Annotated in this window: 16 protein-coding genes; 10 read left to right on the top strand and 6 right to left on the bottom strand. The window is 39.7% G+C overall.

Annotated elements, in window-relative coordinates:
* Positions 1-119 precede the first annotated feature (119 nt).
* From F0Q01_RS07480 to F0Q01_RS07465, 4 genes are all read left to right on the top strand, one after another.
* Entirely contained in the window at positions 120-2,567 is a 2,448-nt protein-coding gene (locus F0Q01_RS07480; RefSeq protein WP_163927184.1) for a response regulator, read from the top strand.
* Positions 2,568-2,586: 19 nt separating this feature from the next.
* On the top strand, positions 2,587-3,351 hold the full coding sequence (locus tag F0Q01_RS07475) for a response regulator (protein ID WP_090487886.1): 765 nt from the start codon (positions 2,587-2,589) through the stop codon (positions 3,349-3,351).
* A gap of 107 nt (positions 3,352-3,458) precedes the next feature.
* Positions 3,459-4,541: a metallophosphoesterase family protein gene (locus F0Q01_RS07470; RefSeq protein WP_090487884.1), complete on the top strand. Its 1,083-nt coding sequence runs from the start codon at positions 3,459-3,461 to the stop codon at positions 4,539-4,541.
* A 1-nt stretch (position 4,542) separates the two neighbouring features.
* On the top strand, positions 4,543-7,215 hold the full coding sequence (locus F0Q01_RS07465) for an AAA family ATPase (RefSeq protein WP_090487881.1): 2,673 nt from the start codon (positions 4,543-4,545) through the stop codon (positions 7,213-7,215).
* Positions 7,216-7,237: 22 nt separating this feature from the next.
* Here the strand turns inward: F0Q01_RS07465 and F0Q01_RS07460 are convergent, their stop codons facing one another.
* The 3 genes from F0Q01_RS07460 to F0Q01_RS07450 are packed head-to-tail and all read right to left on the bottom strand — an operon-like array spanning position 7,238 to position 10,204.
* Positions 7,238-7,510: a hypothetical protein gene (locus F0Q01_RS07460; RefSeq protein ID WP_090487879.1), complete on the bottom strand. Its 273-nt coding sequence runs from the start codon at positions 7,508-7,510 to the stop codon at positions 7,238-7,240.
* 26 nt (positions 7,511-7,536) lie between these two features.
* On the bottom strand, positions 7,537-8,826 hold the full coding sequence (gene murD / locus F0Q01_RS07455) for a UDP-N-acetylmuramoyl-L-alanine--D-glutamate ligase (protein ID WP_090487876.1): 1,290 nt from the start codon (positions 8,824-8,826) through the stop codon (positions 7,537-7,539).
* The gene (locus F0Q01_RS07450; protein WP_090487874.1) at positions 8,810-10,204 is read right to left on the bottom strand and encodes a hypothetical protein; all 1,395 of its coding nucleotides are present in this window, start codon (positions 10,202-10,204) and stop codon (positions 8,810-8,812) included. The genes murD and F0Q01_RS07450 overlap by 17 nt, the downstream gene beginning before the upstream one ends.
* A 192-nt stretch (positions 10,205-10,396) precedes the next feature.
* Here F0Q01_RS07450 and F0Q01_RS07445 point away from each other — a divergent pair, with 192 nt between their 5' ends.
* Positions 10,397-11,365 carry a helix-turn-helix transcriptional regulator gene (locus F0Q01_RS07445; RefSeq protein WP_090487872.1) on the top strand — a complete coding sequence of 323 codons (969 nt, stop codon included), beginning with the start codon at positions 10,397-10,399 and terminating at the stop codon, positions 11,363-11,365.
* 143 nt (positions 11,366-11,508) lie between these two features.
* Here the strand turns inward: F0Q01_RS07445 and ymfI are convergent, their stop codons facing one another.
* Complete coding sequence (ymfI, locus tag F0Q01_RS07440) at positions 11,509-12,240, bottom strand: elongation factor P 5-aminopentanone reductase (protein ID WP_090487870.1); 732 nt, start codon at positions 12,238-12,240, stop codon at positions 11,509-11,511.
* Between the two features lie 186 nt (positions 12,241-12,426).
* On the opposite strand from ymfI, the gene hpf reads away from it, so the two are divergent.
* The 5 genes from hpf (at position 12,427) to F0Q01_RS07415 (ending at position 16,731) form a co-directional block, all read left to right on the top strand.
* Positions 12,427-12,960 carry a ribosome hibernation-promoting factor, HPF/YfiA family gene (gene hpf, locus F0Q01_RS07435; protein ID WP_090155566.1) on the top strand — a complete coding sequence of 178 codons (534 nt, stop codon included), beginning with the start codon at positions 12,427-12,429 and terminating at the stop codon, positions 12,958-12,960.
* Positions 12,961-13,056: 96 nt separating this feature from the next.
* Positions 13,057-13,929: a helix-turn-helix domain-containing protein gene (locus F0Q01_RS07430; RefSeq protein ID WP_090155568.1), complete on the top strand. Its 873-nt coding sequence runs from the start codon at positions 13,057-13,059 to the stop codon at positions 13,927-13,929.
* 74 nt (positions 13,930-14,003) lie between these two features.
* Positions 14,004-15,047: a D-alanine--D-alanine ligase family protein gene (locus F0Q01_RS07425; protein WP_090155570.1), complete on the top strand. Its 1,044-nt coding sequence runs from the start codon at positions 14,004-14,006 to the stop codon at positions 15,045-15,047.
* Between the two features lie 26 nt (positions 15,048-15,073).
* A complete protein-coding gene (locus F0Q01_RS07420; protein ID WP_090487868.1) occupies positions 15,074-16,453 on the top strand; it encodes a UDP-N-acetylmuramoyl-tripeptide--D-alanyl-D-alanine ligase in 1,380 nt (459 codons plus the stop codon).
* Positions 16,454-16,458: 5 nt separating this feature from the next.
* Positions 16,459-16,731 carry a hypothetical protein gene (locus F0Q01_RS07415; RefSeq protein ID WP_099413233.1) on the top strand — a complete coding sequence of 91 codons (273 nt, stop codon included), beginning with the start codon at positions 16,459-16,461 and terminating at the stop codon, positions 16,729-16,731.
* On the opposite strand, the gene F0Q01_RS07410 is transcribed toward F0Q01_RS07415, so the two are convergent.
* Positions 16,728-18,734 (bottom strand): transglutaminase-like domain-containing protein, encoded by a 2,007-nt coding sequence (locus F0Q01_RS07410; protein WP_090487866.1) that lies wholly within the window; start codon positions 18,732-18,734, stop codon positions 16,728-16,730. The two genes, F0Q01_RS07415 and F0Q01_RS07410, sit on opposite strands and share 4 nt — an antisense overlap.
* Positions 18,661-19,458: a DUF58 domain-containing protein gene (locus F0Q01_RS07405; RefSeq protein ID WP_242941844.1), complete on the bottom strand. Its 798-nt coding sequence runs from the start codon at positions 19,456-19,458 to the stop codon at positions 18,661-18,663. The genes F0Q01_RS07410 and F0Q01_RS07405 overlap by 74 nt, the downstream gene beginning before the upstream one ends.
* Between the last annotated feature and the right edge of the window lie 207 nt (positions 19,459-19,665).

The raw sequence follows: 19,665 nt of genomic DNA, 5'->3' as shown, positions 1-19,665 counted from the left end.
CACAGAAAATTCATGATTAAATCCGTCTATTTTCTTGTTAATTTAAAAGGTTTAAATTATAGTTAAATTAGAGCTTTATGCATATAAAGATATGTGGAAATAATGATAGAGGCGGGTTAGTGTTGAAGAAATTTATTGAGTTTAATAAACGCTTTTTTGGGCCAGATCTCCCCACCGAATTAGTCCTCTTTAATATAATCACTATTGTAGGCTGTGCTGGTGGTGTTATTACTGTGCCTTTTAATATTGTAAATGGCCTTTCAGGCATTCTTACAGCAGTTATTGTTGTAGCTGTTGTTATGGATGTTGTTTGCATTTATATGGCCAACTGCAGAAATCGACTGAAGAATAGCATGATTGCAGTTTGCTTTGTGGTTGCTATTGGCCTATTCCCTGTTATGTTCTTCGTTACTGGTGGCATCAACTCTGGTATGGTCTGCTGGTTCTCTATGGGAATTATTTTCATATTCATGCTTTTAGATGGCATGGATTTTGTCTTTATGTTACTTACTGACATAGCTATTATCATAGGTTGCTATGTGGTTTCTTATTATCACCCTGAATATGTAATTGCTTTAGATTCAAAAGAGAGTGTTTTCTTTGATACGATTCAGTCTCTTTTGGTTAGCTCACTTGCAATAGGAGCAATTGTTAAATTCCAAAAAAGTGTATACGTTAAGCTCTACAAGCAGGCATCTATTAACAATGACGATCTTTTGGAAAAAACTCTTCAGGCTAAGAAAGCTGAGAAAATGGCTCAGTCTGCTACAGAGGCTAAGAGTAATTTCCTGGCAAACATGTCTCATGAAATCAGAACTCCAATTAACACTATCATGGGTATGGATGAGATGATTCTTAGAGAGACATCTGAAAAGGTGGTTGAGGAGTATGCTCTTGATATTAAAACAGCATCTCAGAATTTGCTGTCACTGATTAATGACATACTTGATATCACAAAGATTGAGTCCGGTAAGATGGGCATAGTTATGGGTGAATACGCATTTATGAGCATGATGCATGATGTGCTTAATAATGTAACCTTGAGAGCTAAGGAAAAGAATTTAGAGATTCGCCTTAATATTTCTTCTGATATCCCGTGCAATATGATTGGCGATGATATCAGAATTAAACAAATTTTAACAAATATAATTACAAATGCGGTAAAATATACTCAAGACGGATATATTTCTATTGCAGCTTATTCTACCAAGACAGATGATGGTTTTGTAGATTTGACATTTGAGGTGAGCGATACAGGAATTGGCATCAAGCAAGAGGATATCAAGCGTATGTTTGAATCCTTTGAGCGACTTGAGGTCAATAGAAATAGAAATATCGAAGGCGCAGGGCTTGGAATGACTATTACTCAAAATCTTTTAAAGATGATGGGTAGCACACTTCATGTTCAGAGTGTATACGGTGAGGGTTCTACTTTTTCTTTTACAATTAGGCAGGAAATTATGGATCCAGAGCCGATAGGGGATTTTCAGCAGAAACTTAAGCAGATTACAGCCAACTATGAATATAGCACAAGCTTTGAGGCGCCAAATGCAAAGTTCTTAGTTGTTGATGACAACACAATGAACCGTAAGGTTTTTGTGGCATTGCTTAAGGATTCAAGAGTACAGATTACAGAGGCCGATAGCGGTGCTGAGTGTCTTCGTCTGATTAGAGAAGAGCATTTTGATATGATTTTCCTTGATCATATGATGCCGGGGATGGACGGTATAGAGACATTTAGGGCTATGGCCACACTAGAAGGCAATAAATGTCTTGGTACACCAGTTATAGCACTTACTGCAAATGCTATTGCGGGAGCAAAGGAAAGATATTTAACAACTGGTTTTCATGGATTCCTTTCAAAGCCAATTGTTCCAGCGCAGCTTGAGAAGATGATAAGAGATTTTCTACCGGAGCATTTGCTTGAATATCATGAGCCAGATGCTAAGGATGAGGCTAGAAAGAATCGCTCGAAAAAGATAGAGCTACCTGATATAGAGGGAATTGACTGGGATTATGCACTTTTACATTTCCCAGATTCTAATATGGTATATCAGACGGCAGTTGATTATTATGACTCGATTGATTATGAGCGAGATCAGATTTTAAGTTATTATGATGGTATAGAAACAGGGGAGTCTCTTGAAGATTATAGGATTAAGGTCCATAGCGTAAAAAGTATGTCAAATACTATTGGTGCTGTGGGGCTAGGTGGACTTGCTAAGCTGTGTGAGTTTGCTGCAAGAGATGGGGATATTGAACGAATTAAACTGCTAACACCGGTGCTTTTAGAAGAGCTTGATAATATGAAAGCTAGAATGGATGTGCTTGCATCAGAAACAGAAAAGCCTATGCTTGAGGACATGGATGACTTGTTCGCAATGCTTGAGATGCTTAAGATGTCCATTCGAGCTCATGACACAGAATCTTCTGATAACACTATGAAGCAGATAATGACATTCTCCTATGAAGAGGGGATACAAAAAAAGCTAGATTCTCTAAATATGCATATTATAAATTTAGAGGATGATGAGGCATTGGAAGCTATCGATGAACTACAAAAGTGATTGCTGAAGGAGAGGGCTCATGCGAAAAATACTTATTGTTGGTGATTTTACAAATGATACGTCCGACGTAAATACATATTTATCACAGCATTTCCACACACAGCTGTGTACGAATAGTGCGAAGATTGTAAAGAGCATGTTAAAATTGTACACTCCTGATTTGGTTTTGATGGATATAGATTGCTTTAATAATACCCATGCTGAAATTTTTGAAGTGATTCAAGAATATAGCGAGGAGATTCCTGTTATAACATACGGACGAGAGAAGAATAAGCAGATGTTTATCAATTACTATTATTCAGGTCAGTGCAAGCATATTCCACAGGCCGATAGGGAATCTTTGATTAAGGCTATCTGCAAGGAATTTAGCATGAGTGCAGATCCGATTTTAAATGCCGTAGTGGAGACAGACAAGAGACACATAATTGTTGTAGATGATAATCCAGTTCTTTTAAGAAATATGAGGAACATGCTTCAGGATAAATATAGAGTTACACTTGCTACATCAGCTGCTCAGTGCATGAAGGTACTTGGCCAGGATAAACCAGATCTTGTAATACTTGATTATGAGATGCCTGTTGTGGATGGCAAGCAGACACTTGAGATGATTAGGGCAGAGGATGATTACAAGGATGTTCCTGTTATTTTCCTTACTGGAATAGCAGATAAGGAGCATGTAGATGCGGTCCTTGATTTGAAGCCGGCAGGCTATTTTGTAAAGCCACCTATGCAGACTAAAATAATCAATGCTATAGAAAATATTTTCTTAAAACAAGCAGATTAATAATTCGCTGTCAAGCGGGGTCACTTAAGTATATCTTAGGTGGTCTCGCTTTATTTTTTATGATAAAATATTTTTTATCGAGGGGTGAATAAAGTTAGGGAGAACGTATGCGGATTATTCATTGTGCAGACCTGCACCTAGATTCCAAAATGGAGAGCAATTTAGATAAAGATCAAGCCTTACTTAGGCGCTCGGAGCTTATTGAGACATACGAGCGCATGGTGGAGTACGCTGTGGCAAATCAGGTTAGAGCGATTCTTATCGCTGGTGATTTGTTTGACAAGACTCACATCAGAAAAGAGGTTAAGAGGCGTGTTGTGGAGCAGATAGTAGCTCATCCAGAGATAGATTTTTACTATCTTAAGGGCAACCACGACAGATGTGATTTTATGGAAGCGGGCATTGATGAAGTGCCAGCTAATTTTCACATGTTTACAGATAGTAGCTGGACTAGTTATACCTGTGAGGATGTGGTCATAACTGGTATTGAAATTAACTCTTCCAATGCAACTACTCTTCCTCAGAGTTTGGTGCTTGATTCAGCTAATACTAATATTGTCATGCTCCATGGTCAGCAGTCAGACTATGACGGCAAGGACGGTGCTGAGATTGTAAATACTAATGCCTTAAAGGGCAAATTCATTGACTATTTGGCCCTAGGCCATATACACAAGTATATTTTCCAGCAGCTAGATGAGAGAGGCGTATATTGCTATCCTGGTTGTCTAGAGGGTAGAGGATTTGACGAGACAGGGGACAAGGGCTTTGTCCTTATGGAGATTGAGGATGGTGTTATTACATCAGAATTCATTCCATTTGCACTTAGACGTCTTCATGAGATAGAGGTGGCTGTCACTGCAGATATGGATGTTCAGTCTGTTATCAATAAGGCTAAGAAGTTGCTTGATGATGTGGATCCTCAGGACATGATTAAGTTCGTAATCACAGGTGAGCGTGAGTTGGAGGATGAGATAGATATCACCAGATTCATAAGAGCCTTCGAGAATAAATATTTCTTCGTAAAGTGCTATGACAGGACTAAGACTTTAATCGACTATGCTAGCTATCAATACGACAAGTCCCTTAAGGGCGAGTTTGTCAGACTTGTTCAGTCTCAGGATATGGACGAAGATGAAAAGGCTAAAATAATCGAGATAGGCATAAAGGCCATAATGGGGGAGGATATATAGTATGAAACTTATTTCTTGTTATATTGCCCATTTTGGCAAGATAAACGATTTTAAATACGATTTTAACGAGGGATTTAATTCTATCCTAGAAGAAAATGGATGGGGTAAGACTACCTTCTCTGTTTTTATTAAGGCTATGTTTTATGGTTTGGAGTATTCTCCAAACACAAAGAAAAAGCTGATGGAGCGCAATCACTATCTTCCATGGGATGGTAGTCTTTGCGGTGGCAACATCGTCTTTTCTACCAAGGAGGGCCAGTATAGAATCGAGAGGACCTTCGGCAAGACAGACAAGGACGATACATTTGCAATCTATGATAATGTAACAGGACTAGAGTGCACAGAATTCACTAGCAATGTAGGCGAAGAGATTTTCAAAGTGGACAGGGATTCCTTTGAGAAGAGTGTATATATTCCACAGCTTTCACTTGGTACATCTATGACAGATTCCTTGAATGCCAAGATGGGTAATCTTGCAGCAGCAAAGGATGATATCAGCAACTTCGACGTTGCCTTAAAGACTGTCAAGGATGCTAGGACCGAGTACACCAGAAATAGTAAAATCAATCCAGGCAAGCTAGTTGCTGTTAAGCAAGAAATCAACAAATGCAAAGAAGATTTTGAGAAGCTTCCTATTTTCGAGGAAAGCGCTGAGGCTATGAGCTGCCTTGTTGAGGAGAAGCAGGCCAATTTAGACGCTCTTGTGATGGAAAAGGCTAAGCTGGCTGAGACAATTCAGCAGCAGAGTAAGAGAGAGCAGGAGCTTGGCGCATATAGGATTCAAAAGGAGAATCTTAATCAGGAGATAGAAAAGGCCAAGGAATTCGAGGTATTCTTTGCGGCAGGTGTTCCAAGTGATGATGAGATGGCCATGCTAGAGCAGACAGAGCGTGATTTGACTGTTCATGAGCGAGCCCTTCGTGGAATCAAGGAGGATATTCAGAGAGAGAATCCAGTGTTTGAAGCACCATTCAAAGAGCGTATTCCTGATATTTCAGAGTTTGATCTATGGAATAAAATGGCAGCAAACCTATCAGAACTTCGAGCTAAGGCTGAGCATTCTAAATTATCAGAGGAGTCCAACAAGCAGCTTACAGAGCTTAAGTTTTTCTTTGGAAAGCTTGTTCCTACTGATGAGCAATTGGCAGAGATTGAGCACGCTACAACTGTGATTACAGGACTTGAGGCCCAGATATCCCAGAGCAATGACCGCTTGAAGAGCCTTACAGCTGAGCGTGACATAATGGAAAAGCTCAACAAAAAGAGTAGCATTAAAATATGGCACATATTAGGCACAGTTCTTCTTGTGATATTCATTATTTTTGGCATTGTTTTTAGCCAATATCTTGATAACAATCTAGGCAGAATAGTTGAAATAGGAAGTATTGTAGCTGTAGTACTTGATGTGCTTATTCTATTTATATCTGGAAGAAGAGCTCGCGTTAATAGAATAAAAGAGGCCAAGGACTATGAGGAGCGAATCCAAGAGGAGGAGGACTCTATAGAGATTACTAAGCTTGAGCTTAGAGAACTATTTGAAAAATGTGATGAGTTTCTGTCTAATTATCTTCTTACCAGAGCAGATACTATGCAGGAAAATGTTTACGAGATTCGTCGTAAGCTAGACCAGTACAAACATTTACTGGAGGAGGAGCAGTCCCGCCATCAGGAGGCCGAGGGTACACTTGATCAGTTGGCAGACTTGCAGCTTGAGCTTTACACTAAGATTCAGCCATTTGCCACACCATACGGCATCAATCTGTATGAGATGGGTGGAGAATACGAGTTTTTAGCAAAGCTTAAAAAGGATGCAGACAGATATGCAGACTACTTAGAGGAATCAGAAGAGATAGCTCGTCATGAGAATTCAATAAAGACAATGACAGCAGATATCAAAAATATCCTTGAGAAGTTCCCGGTAGACAGAAGCCTTGACAGAGCAGAGCAGATTCAATCTATCAGTGCTAATAAGCGTTACTACCTGGCTATCAATGAACGTATAGCAAATCTTAGGGACGAGATAGCTGCATTTGAGACAAAGCATGCAGTAGATGATAATGTGCTGTCAGTAGATGATTTGCAGCAGCAGCAAAAGTCCCTTGATGAGCAGATTATGGAGCTGAATAAGCAGATTCTTCAGGAGAGGGATAATTTATCCACAGCCCTTGAGGAGGTTGAGAGGCTGACAGATGTTTCTGAACAGATAGAGCGTCTAGAAGTTCAGGAAAAGGAATGCAAAAAGAGTGCTGAGCTTCTGACCAAGACAGAGGACTTTTTACAGAAGGCTCGCGAGAGTTTCCAGGCCAAATACATGCAGCCACTGCAAAATGGACTCCACAAATATTTAGGCCTCATAGATGGACCTACAGGTACCCACTCAGGATACTCAATAGAGGACTTTGAGCTAGATATGGACCTTAACATTAAGCTATCCTACTCTGGTAGCACAAAGGGCGCAGAATACCTATCTCAAGGCTATCAGGATGTGGTTGCCCTTTGTTCCCGTCTTGCCCTTGTAGATGTACTCTATCCAGACGAGAAGCCTATTCTCATCCTAGACGATCCATTTACCAACTTGGACGACAAAAAAATTAAGGAGTCACTTAAGCTCCTTAACCGCATAGCGAAGGATCGCCAGACCGTCTACTTCACATGTCACGAAAGTAGATTATAAAAGATAAAGAAAACCTACACCGCTAAAAACGGTGTAGGTTTTTGTATTCTAGGAGTCCTTCATCTACCCATTCATGGATAATGGATTTGTCGATTCCAAATTCCTGAGCCAGAATCATTTCGTTGACATCATAGTTCTCGCTTATGAACGCTTTCACTTTTGGAAAGAGTTCTTTTTTAATGCATTCTCTACATTTCCCTTGAGGGGAACTGATAGGTATTCGGCAGCCGCAACTTTCACAGTATCTAACGGCTGGACCGTTGTTATTTAAAAAATCGAGAGCTGAATGTGACATAAACAAATCCTCCGAGATGGGTGGAACTATAAACCTACATATTCTTTGAAGAAATCACCGCGCTGCTCGAAGTTTTTGAAGACTCCGTAGCTTGCAGATGCTGGTGATAAAATTACCGCAGTACCCTTTGATGCGTTAGCCTTAGCAAAGGCGCAAGCATCCTTAAGGTCTTGGATGTAGTGTACCTTTTCCATAAATGATGGTGAGGCAGCAGTCTTGAGCTTTTCTAATATGACTTTTCCGCTGTCGTACATAAGTATAATGTGCTCAAGTCTAGTGGTAGGTAAGAAATCTACAAGTGGGTCATAGTCGATGCCTCTATCCATTCCTCCAAGAAGTAGTGTGCCTGCATTTGGAATAGCTCTTACAGCACTAATTGCAGATTCAACAGTGGTTGAAATAGAGTCGTCGTAATAGTCGATTTCATCAAGCTTGCCAAGGTACTGAAGACGATGGGCAAGTGTCTTAAATGTAGCAAGTGCAGCCTTGAAATCCTCGTCAGAGATGTCGTATCTGCGACATACATCATAGACAAAGGCTGTGTTGAAAAGATTGTGTGTGCCTCTTAAAGTTACCCCAGGGATTTCCTCAAATGAGTTGAATGGAAGATCCTGAGACTTAACCTTGATTACAGTAGCCTTGCATTCTCCTGTAGCAGGTAAAAAGTCTGGGTTACAGAAGAGGAAGTCACAGTATCCTTGATTTCTGTATATATTTTTCTTGGCATTCCAGTATTTCTCAACTGTGCCATAGTGATCTAAGTGGTCCTCGTAAAGGTTTAGAAGAATCGCCTTTGATGGAGCAAATTTAGCATACTCTAGCTGATGGCAAGAAAGCTCAAAAACTATTATTGTACGTGGGTGAATCTGGTCGGTAATATCAAAAATAGGAATACCGATATTTCCACCGAAGAGCACATCCTTACCGCATTCTTTAAGTATATGGTATAAAAGTGAAGATGTTGTGGACTTGCCCTTTGTGCCAGTGATACCGATAGTCTGTGCGCCATATACCTCAAGGAATAAATCAGCCTGACAGGTGATGCGACAAGAGTAATTGCTGATGTCCATTGGCAGGACAATTCCTGGGCTCTTAAATACAACATCATAATCATTGAGGCAGTCCAAATAGCTGGCTCCTGTAATGACCTTGTGGCTAGATGTAAGGTCTGAACTGACTGCATTGGCATCAGCTATATCAAGGCATGCGTATCCGCCTACAGAGCTAACCATTCTAAAGCTTGACTGACCCTCTCGGCCGTAGCCTAAAATTAATACCTTTTTATCTTTAACTAAATTTCTAATTGTTTCCTTCATTTGCAAGTGCGTCCTTTATTATAGATTCGAAATAATCATTTAATGCATGTTCCTTGCTGTATTGCTTGATATATTTAGCAAATGGCACGCTTGGTACCACAGCTGAATCCTGGTAGTGCATTAAAAGTGCTGGAAGGGCAATCTGCCTAGCAGCGTACTTGCTGATTGTTTCGGTGATAGAGGCATTGACCTCATCGCGGCTACCAACACATTCAAATGGCTTTTCAGGAAGGATGCCACATAACTTGTCAAAGTCCTCCATAAGAGTCTCATCTTCAAACAGTCTCTTGCCAAAGATGGCATCTAACTCTTCGAGAGAAAGATATGGCGATAGGATAATGTATACAAAGAGACACTTTGGACAATGTCCGCACCAGATATCCTGCTTGCTTCCTACGTTGCAGCTCTTAAAAATGCCGTGGTATTTTTTGAAGCGTGAAAAGAGCATAGCAATCTGAAGCTCTGAAAGAGGACGCAGGAAGCTGAAATAAAATACTCCTGAACCAATATAGTTTCTCTCGTAGCTTCTGAAATCAGACTCAAACTCAAAGCTCTTTGAGTACTGATGATTAACATAGCTGTCTAATACAGTGGATTCATTGGCACTAGACTCATTTGAAAGAGCCACAAAATCCAAGTTGTTTAAGTATCCTGCAATGATACTAGAAAATGCAACAAGGGCTGAAAATGGAGTGTGACCATTTAAAAATCCCTTGGCATTTAAATCAAGCATGTTTTTATCTAGAGTACGCTTTGCGTAGATTGTTTTTTCGGTAAGCTCTGCCACCTGTACTGTAGAGTCTGTGGCACCACGAGAGTTAATTACATAGCAATTGACATCTGCCTTATCTTTTAAGAGTTCGATAGATACAACAGAATCCTTTCCACCGCCTACAGGCACCATAACAGAAGGCTTTTTGTTGCCCATGATTTTAGGAGCATCCTTTGGAGTGAAGCTTCTGGTAGGCTGTGAGCTTTCGCAGCTGATGGTCATGAAGTCTTCGAATTCTTCGCTGATGCCATTGGTGTAGTAAAATTCACCAAGGCCATTGAAGTAAAGCTTTTTCCACCATCCAATTTGCTCGGCAGTCAATGCTCTGTCCTTGATAATAACAGTAGGTGGGCACGCAATTTTCCAGTAGCTAATAAGCTCAACCATTCCAAGAGAGAAGACCATGTCTTCAATTAAATCTGTGTTAATCTCATCAACTGGATTGATTCTTGGGATATACCAAGTAGGGTGAAACTCAGAAAGACCATCAATGGAAAAATCAAAGGTCATGCTGATGCCTGAATCATCTAAATCATAAGAGAATCCCTGATATGTAAAAGTAGGATAGTCCTCTCTGCATTTTTTATAAAAATCTTGTCTACTCATATATATATGATAATTCCTTTATAAGTTTTAATTGTTTATAATATACGTAGTTACTATTCACAGGAACCCGCACTCATTCCTAATGGAACTCTTTTTGGGTTCTTCTTGGTGGGTGTATGGAATTAGTAACATTTTAACTAACAAATTATATCACAAATTTCTTTAAGTAAAAACATTAGGGAGAATGAGCTTATGCCACATGTTGGAGGCCAAAAATTAAAGATAATAAATGAGTATCAGATTCTCATGGAAGAAAGCGATGAGAATCATCCTATCAATGCCATTGAGATGACTAGACGCCTTGAAAAGCGTGGTATTCCTGCCGAGCGCAAGGGCGTTTATAGAGATATGGAGACACTTATTGATGCAGGTGTTGATGTAATAAAGGGGACCAAGGGATACTATATTGGATCCCGTACCTTTGAGCTTGCAGAGCTAAAGCTTCTTGTGGATGCAGTGGGGGCCTCAAAGTTTATATCTCAAAAGAAAACAAGAGAGCTTGTGGAAAAGATTACAAGTCTTGCGGGTGTTGATGATGCGGAGCAGCTTAGCCGTCAGGTTGTAGTGCCAGACAAGCCTAAGGCAGGAAATGAAAAGATATTCTATTCAATCGATGTGATTTATCAATGTATAGATAACAATAAAAAGATGTCTTTTAAATATCAGGAGTGGACCCTAAGCAAGGAGATGCAGCCACGCCACGGAGGAAAGACCTACGTAGTAAGCCCTGCTTTTTTGCTTCGAAACGATGAGAACTATTATCTTGTTGCCTTTGATGAGGAAAGTGGTGAAATAAGACATTATCGAGTAGATAAAATGACATCCACTTCAGAAATGGAAGAAGATCGAGGTGGACTTGAATTAATAAAGGAGCTTAATCCTCATGAATATGCCAAGCAGCATATCAGTATGTTCTCAGGTGAGGAGAGGGTTATCACCATTAGATTTGCCAAGCATTTGATTGGTGTAGTCCTTGATAAGTTTGGAACAGAGATAGATGTGCGCCCAGATGGAGAATCTCACGTAAAGGCCCGCATATCTGTTGCAGTATCTCCTCAGCTCTACGGATGGCTGGTAGGTATCGGTGCCACTGTGGCATTTCCAGAGGAGGAGGTTATAAACTACCGTAAATACCTGGAGGGTATATTAGAGATGAGCTAGTAGTAGACGAGACTTTATGTATTAAAAAATGTAAGCCAGTAGATAACAAGCTCTTAGCTCTCTCAAGGAAATCGTGTTAGATGACTGGAGAGAGTCTAAGGCTTGTTGTCGTAACTGGCATAGTTTTTATAAGTCCTCTAGTTTTAGATATATCCTCCATCTACGCCTATTATTTGCCCTGTCATATATGATGGGGCATTTATTATGCTCAAAACTACCTGGGCTATTTCTTCTGGTAAGCAGAATTTTCCAGCAGGAATTTCCTCAGCAAGCTCTGATTTTTCCTCAGGAGAAAGCTGAGAGTTCATGTCAGTGTCAACTACGCCGCAAGCAATGGCATTAACAGATATACCATTTGGAGCAAGCTCCTTAGCAAGGGCCTTTGTAAATGAATTGACACCACCCTTTGTAGCAGAGTATGCAACCTCACAGCTGGCACCTACAGTGCCCCATATAGAGCTGATGTTTATGATATTTCCAGACTTTTTGCTTACCATGGCAGGGACCACAACTTTTGATGTATAAAAAAGTGGAGAGAGATTGGTGCCAATCATGCTATCCCAATCATCTACAGACATATCAGTAAGAAGACCTATAGAGGCCTTGCCTGCATTGTTTACAAGCACATCTACTTGGCCAAGCTTTTCTAGGGCATCCTTGCATGAGGCGATAGTAAAATCAGAATCTGCTATATCACCACAGTAGGTGTAGACCTGGATGTGATATTCATTGGATAAATCCTCAGCCAGCTTTTGAAGTAAATCCATATTTTTATGGCAGAAAAGGGCCAGATGATATCCTTCTTTTGCTAGGGCTTCGGCGATAGCTTTTCCTATTCCTCTGCTGGCTCCAGTGATGATAGCTGTCTTTTTCATTGAATTCTCCTTTGTCAATAGCTAATAGCGTATACAATTTATAAAATAATTATTAATAATCTGATAAATGCCTTGTGGTTTTACCATGCAATTGATATACTATTTACATGATATACCAATTCAAAAGTATCACTTCTAATTGATACCTCTAGTATATCAAATCCACATGTAAAGGGGTACGACATCATGAAAACAACAATCACAGGAAAGAACATCGAATTAACCCAAGGTCTCAAGGACGCTGTGGAGGAGCGTTTCAAAAAATTAGACAAGTACTTTAACAAGGATACGGAAGCAATCGTAACGCTAGACGTGGAGAAAGGACGTCAGAAAATAGAGGTTACAATCCCTATGAAGGGAAGTTACTTGAGGGCTGAAGAAGTTACATCTGATATGTATGCATCTATCGAGGCAGTTACTAATACACTTGAAGCGCAGCTTAAAAAACACAGAAACAAAATCATCGACAAAAAGCAGTCAGATTCTCGTGTGATTTTCGCACAGGATTTCATCGAAGAGAAGGTAGGCGAAGAAGAATCAATTCAGATTATTCGTAAGAAAACATTTGATATGAAGCCAATGTATGCTGAGGATGCTTGCCTTGAAATGGAGATGCTAGGACATGACTTCTTCATGTTTAGAAATGCAGATACAGACGAGATTAATGTAGTTTACAAGAGAAAAAATGGAGCTTATGGTCTTATAGAGCCAGAGTTCTAGAGTTCAAATTTTCATAAAGAAAAGTTCAAAGAATTTTAACCTCCTAATGATAGAATTGGAATTCGGTTCTGTGTTTTATCTTTAGGAGGTATTTTTATGAATAAAACTGTATTCGGTTTTCAGTTGGCCTACTTCAGACGAGCGGCAAATCTTACTCAAGAAGAATTAGCATTGAAAGCAGGATGCGCGACATCAACTATTTCTAGAATTGAATGTGGATTAGAATTTCCAAGACTAGAGTTGTTTGCAAGGCTCGACTCCATTTTCGAGCAATTTGGTTTTACCTACGAGGAACTGCCTATGAATGAAATATATGATTTTCATAAGGCAAAGGACGAGCTTCTGGCAGCCATTCATGACGGGCGAGAGGAAATACTTGAACGAAAGTTAAAAAGATTTGAAGAACTAATGATAAAAGACAATGTGGAACACCAACAATACTACGCACTAGGCTATCTCATTTGTATGAGAAAAAGGGGCATGAGTATTGAGGAATATATAGATAGATGTATTGAATTATTTGAGAAGGGGAGAAAAATACCAAAGATAGAAGATTTGCATATGCTTCATCTCACGAGGATAGAGCATATGATTATTTTTGAATATGCCAAGGGGCACTATGAGTTGGGAGAGCTGGAGTTTGCAGAGAAACTTATGGCGGCTCTCATGAAGTACAGTTTAAAAAGAAATACGGATTATCATATCCAAAGATGCAAGGTAATATCTGCTACATTTGCCAAGGTACTGCTCAGTAAGAAGGATTACTGCAAGGCGCAAAAATGCGTCAATTATTTGTTGGTGAAAATAGCGGAGGCCCTAGATTCGAGAATTCTTTATCATGGACTTCAGATTCAAAAAGAATTATTTGACGCGGCGAATGATAGAGAAGGGGCACTAGTTATCGACGAGTTTATCCTGGCATCACAGAAGATGGTCAATTATCTTCATAATTATAGAAAGGCTGGGTGACTTGTTTTTTTTACACCAAAATACTATATTAATCGAGGAGAAAAGCTTTAAATAATTTAAAGAGGTATAGATAAATGGATATAGTAGTTTTAGCTGGCGGACTTAGCTCAGAGAGAGATGTATCATTTAAATCAGGCACAATGGTTGCAAAGGCCCTTAGAAATAGAGGCCATAGAGCGTTAGTGCTTGATGTTTTTATGGGATATTCTGATGCAGAGTGTGATGTTACTGATATTTTTGAAAACAGTGAGGCTAACTCTGTAAAGGTGGCTGATATTCCTACAGAAGCACCAGATATTGATGCTATTATTGCAAGTCGTGCAGACAAGAGTCCAAGCTTTTTTGGACCAAATGTAATCAAGATTTGCCAGATGGCAGATATTGTTTTTATGGCTCTTCACGGTGGCGATGGTGAGAGCGGTAAAGTTCAGGCAGCTTTTGACTTATATGGAATCAAATACACTGGAAATGATTATGTTTCTAGTGCTATTTCAATGAGCAAGCAGCTCACAAAAAATGTATTTGAAAGAGTTGGCGTGCCAACACCTGCTGGAACATCTCTTAAAAAAGAGGATAGAGCAGGATTTAAGTTTGAAAAGTATCCTTGCATTGTAAAGCCAAATTGTGGTGGCTCATCAATTGGAGTTACTATTGTTGAAAATCCTACAGAACTTGATGCTGCACTTGATGCTGCATTTGAGTGGGAAGATGAGGTAGTTATCGAGCAGTTCATCAAGGGACGTGAGTTCTCTGATGGTGTTATCGAGGGCAAGGCCCTTCCTGTAATTGAGATTGCTCCAAAGCAGGGATTTTATGATTATAAGAATAAATATGCAGCAGGATCTGCTGTTGAGACATGTCCTGCTGAAATCAGCCCTGAGGCAACTGCTCAGATGCAAAAGTTTGCTGAGAAGGCATTTGTTTCACTTGGACTTACAACATATGCCCGCATGGATTTCATGATGGATGAGGATGGAAATATGTACTGCCTTGAGGCTAATACACTTCCTGGTATGACACCTACTAGTCTTCTTCCTCAAGAGGCAGCTCAGGTTGGCATGGATTTTGAAGATTTATGTGAGCATTTGATTCAGGTTTCACTGAAGAAATATAGATAGGATATAGAAGTAGAGAGACGCAGTATATGAAGAATATGACATTGGCTTATGTTGCTCAGGTTGTAGATGGGCAGCTGATTATCCCTGAGGGCAAGGAGGCTCTTAAGGATAAGGAAATTCAAGGCGCGGTTAATGATAACCGTAAAATTGAAAAAGATTTTCTGTTTATTCCAATGGTTGGGGCTAGGGTAGACGGACATGATTTTATTGAGGATGCTTTTTCTAAAGGGGCGCTTGCATCACTTTCGGAGCGTCGTCTTAATAACCCATCAGGTCCTTATATTATTGTAGAAGATACAAAGATAGCTCTTAAGCAGATTGCTACAGCATACAGAATGCAGCTTAAAATTCCAGTAATTGGAGTTATAGGAAGCGTAGGAAAGACTAGTACAAAGGAAATGATTACATCTGTTCTTGAGACCAAATACAAGGTACTTAAGACAGAGGGCAACTTTAATAACGAGATTGGACTTCCACTTACAATCTGCCGCATCAAGCCAGAGCATCAGGTGGCAGTAGTTGAGATGGGTATCTCAGATTTTGGCGAGATGCATCGCCTTGGCGACATTGCAAAGCCAGACTACGTGGTAATGACAAATATTGGTCAGTGCCATTTAGAATTTTTAAAGGATAGAGATGGTATCTTAAGAGCAAAGACAGAGGTCTTTGAGCACATGCCATCAAATGGAGTTGTTATCTTAAATGGTGATGACGACAAGCTGATTGGTGCAGAGACTTTTGGTCAAAAGAAAATATTCTATGGCCTTAATGGACAGGAAATCAGCGCTACAGATGTGGAGGCTGATGGAATTACTGGTACCAAGGCAGTGGTTAGTATTGGTTCCGATTCATTTGAAGTAATCATCCCTCTTCCAGGTACTCACAATGTAATGAATGGACTTGCAGCAGCTGCAGTTGGAAGAGAGCTTGGACTTTCAGTTTCAGATATCAAGAGAGGCCTTGAAAATGCAGGTACAATCGCAGGCCGAAACAATATAATTAAGGTTCGAGAGGTGACAATCATCGACGATTGCTACAATGCCAACCCAGTTTCAATGAAGGCTTCTATTCAGGTCCTTGGCAAGGCATCTGGCAGAACTATTGCAGTCCTTGGGGACATGGGAGAGCTTGGCAGCGACGAGCGCAAGCTCCACTACGAGATAGGCCAGTCACTTGAGGAGAATCACATCGGATATGTATTCACAGTGGGAGAGCTTTCTGAGGAAATCAACAAATCTCTCAGCCAGAAGAATAGCTCTTGCATGGCTCACCACTACAAGACAGTAGAGGGAATGCTTGAGGATCTAATCCCTATCATCAGAAGCGGAGATACAATCCTTGTAAAGGCATCACACTTTATGAATTTTTCAACTGTTGTTGAGGCGATTAAAAATAAAGTAGGATAAGAGAATTGCAGGAACTATACAATAAAATGCTTGAGGTCCACAATACTGTAGATAGTATTTTTAAAACAGTTGAAGTGCCTTCAATGCTTAAGAATGAATATAATAACAAGGTATCTCAATATGAGAATATGTATGAGTCGGTAGAGACTATGAAGGCTATGGCTGAGACTGATGAGGCAAAAGAAGCCCTTGTTAATCAGCAGATTGAGATACTTAATGTTCGCATGAAATGCGAGGTGGAGTTGGCAAAAAAGGCTGCAGCTTATAAAAAGGTCTAGGATTTGCCACCATATTTTACCTTATAATACAATTCAAACATTCTCTTGGCATCATCCTGAATATAGGATGGTGCCATTTTTACATAATCCGAAAGTAATCCTCTGTCATAAATATCTTCGTCAGTATTCTTTTGTATAGTCTTTTTTATCTGCTGTACATCTAGCTCCAGCTTGCGCTCAGGGCTGGCAAGAATGTAGCGAAGTTTGTAAAAGATTTTAAGACCTAGGAGGACCATAACTAAAAGACCTACTAGGCTGGCAAAAATAACCGCGATGATTTTTGCTACATGAAAAGCTTTGATAGATTCTGTAGAGGCATCGTCTTCAATTGTATCTGGAATAGCAGGAACTGCTGGAGCATCTACAGAGCCTGTATCCTTTTCAAGCTGCTTTCTCCATGAGCGATATTCGGCAGGGATAAATTGGCTGGTTGGCTCAAAAGGAACCCAACCAACATTTTTTATATAAGCCTCTGGCCAGGTGTGGGCACAGGCTGCCGAAACATTATAACTGCTGGCTGCATCAAGGGGGAACTGATAGTAGAATCCGCTTGCTGCCCTGGCAGGGATACCTGATAGGCGAAGTAGCATTACCATTGAGGAAGTATAGTGGACGCAGTATCCCTTTCCAGTGTCAAACAAAAAGTTGTCTGCTAGCATGCTCATGCCAGCAGCTTCATTCATATCAGCTTCTACAGCATCTGCATCTAAATCTGTAGAGTAGGTATACTGGCGCAAATAATTCTCGATGGCCTTGCATTTATCAAAATCACTGGCGTAATCACCAGCCACAGTGGAGGCAAGAGATATCATTCTCTCTGTGGCACCATCTGTATCTAAGTAGTCGACAGTTACATTCTGAAGATTTTCTACGGTGTCGTTATAGGCATCTTCCGAAATTATCTTTGAAAAATTAATATCGTACAGCGATTTTAGATAATCACAACAGCTGTCATAATTCAGGTAAGAATCTGATGAAACAGGATTTCTATAAAGGTCCATAAGATATGGATTACCATAATCTATGTCTAAATAGATGGCGCTAAGAGTATATCCCTTTTGATGTTTCTTATCGTTCTTCTGAAGAGGATTGCCATTTTCATCAGTGAGCCTAATGGTATTAATAGGGGCAATTTCATCCCTTGTGGTGAGAAAAGAATATTCTAGCGAAAGGTCAGAAATGGTGGAAAAAAGAGCGGCTGTTTCTTCATCCACGTCGTTTCTCCATAGAAGGTTTGCAAATTCTACAAGATGTGAGATATCTGTAGAATCTGTTCCTGCTAAATATAGTGTTTTGGCCTGCTTCATTCTCTTTGAGGTAGTCTCATCGAAGAATATGAAATAAGGCAGGTTGTTTGTAGTGATAATAAGCTGCGTTGTATCAGAAATCTTCAGCTGATTGCCAGAGTTTGTAAGGCTGCTGTAGCCGGTAGTGTATTTATCTGTCCCTAAGATGTTTGAAAAATAGTAGGAAACATTGTCTATTACAACACTTGCTTTATCAGTTACAGGAGTCCAGTTGATAGGCTCTTGTCTGACTGGAATGAGATAAATAATGATTCCAAGAAGTAGAAAATAATAAAAAGAAAACTTGTTAGGCTGGATAGCGCAAAGAGTCATAATTGCAAGGAAAATTATCAGAAGCGTGTTGGTGGAATTTTTCTCCCAAAAACTTCCAAAGGCTAGGAAAAGGCAGATTGATACTAGGGCAAGAAGAACACTACCGTAGTCTATATATTTTTTGAATTTTCTTAAGGCGTGGAAAAGAATTTGGATAGCAATAATAGCTAGGATAATGATTCTAGTATGGGAAAAAAGAGCATTTAAAATAAAGGAGCCAGCAGAGAAATCCTCGCCGTATCCATTGTAAATGCTATATATTTCCACAGAAATAATCAGTAGACAATATTCAAACATTAACAGTTTGATTTCATCCAATAATACTGCAGAAATCTTTTTTGTCTCTACAATCTTCTTTAATGAGAATGCATGTGTTCTTGTCATAGTCTACACTCTTTTCCTTGATTAGGGACTGAAGCTTCGTCTTTACTGCATCTGATCTATAGAAAATACCGTCGGCAATTTCGTTGTAAAAATCCATAAAGCTTTCGTAGGAATCCACTGTTGAAATCTTTATATCACCTGATGGATAAATGATTTCAAGAGGAACATTTTGCTGACCGAAATTCCATGCTGCGGAAACTACAAATTCCAAAAAGAAGTCTCTCATTTTTAAAAACTCTAAGTTTTGCTTGCTATCTTGCCAATTGGCGGCGTCCATTATTATGGTGACGCTGCGCTTTTCCATAGGATTCGGTAGACGTACCATAAGCTCAGAAAACTTTGCGGAGACCTTCCAGTTAATAGAAGAGAGGCTGTCACCAGCTTGGTATGAGCGCATATCATTTCCTGGAATATCTTCTACCTGATTAATACTTTTAAATCCTGTATTATTTACCAGATTTTCAAAATCCAGTGCAGAGTTTGCTATGTTTGTAATCTTGGGACGAACCACAGCTTTAAATGTATACAGTACATTTAAATCCACTGAGAAAATATTAAAAGGATCTGTGAATGTAAGGCTTTTTACACCTACATCATAGGCACCTGCATACTTGCAATTTATACTTGAAGTTAGTTCCATTTTTTCTCTTACATCTAGAGATATAAGCTGTCCATCGGTAATTTCCAGCAAATCGCATCTATCAGAATAGGTTGACAGTGCCATGTTATGAATTGGAAGAAATCCAGAATTTTCCAGGAGAATTCGATACTTATGAATTTCTCCTTTTGAGACTTTGTGGATTTCTATTTCCTGATATATGGCTAGGAATTTGTAATTTAGCCAAATATAAAGAATAGAAACAGGAATTATAAGAATCATGGCATACAGCCATACAAAAGCAACCGGCCCTCCAAAGAAGCTGGCAAATAC

The sequence above is a fragment of the Pseudobutyrivibrio xylanivorans genome, assembly GCF_010906925.1.
Taxonomy (GTDB): domain Bacteria; phylum Bacillota; class Clostridia; order Lachnospirales; family Lachnospiraceae; genus Pseudobutyrivibrio.
This window is presented reverse-complemented; position numbering and strand designations above follow the sequence as displayed.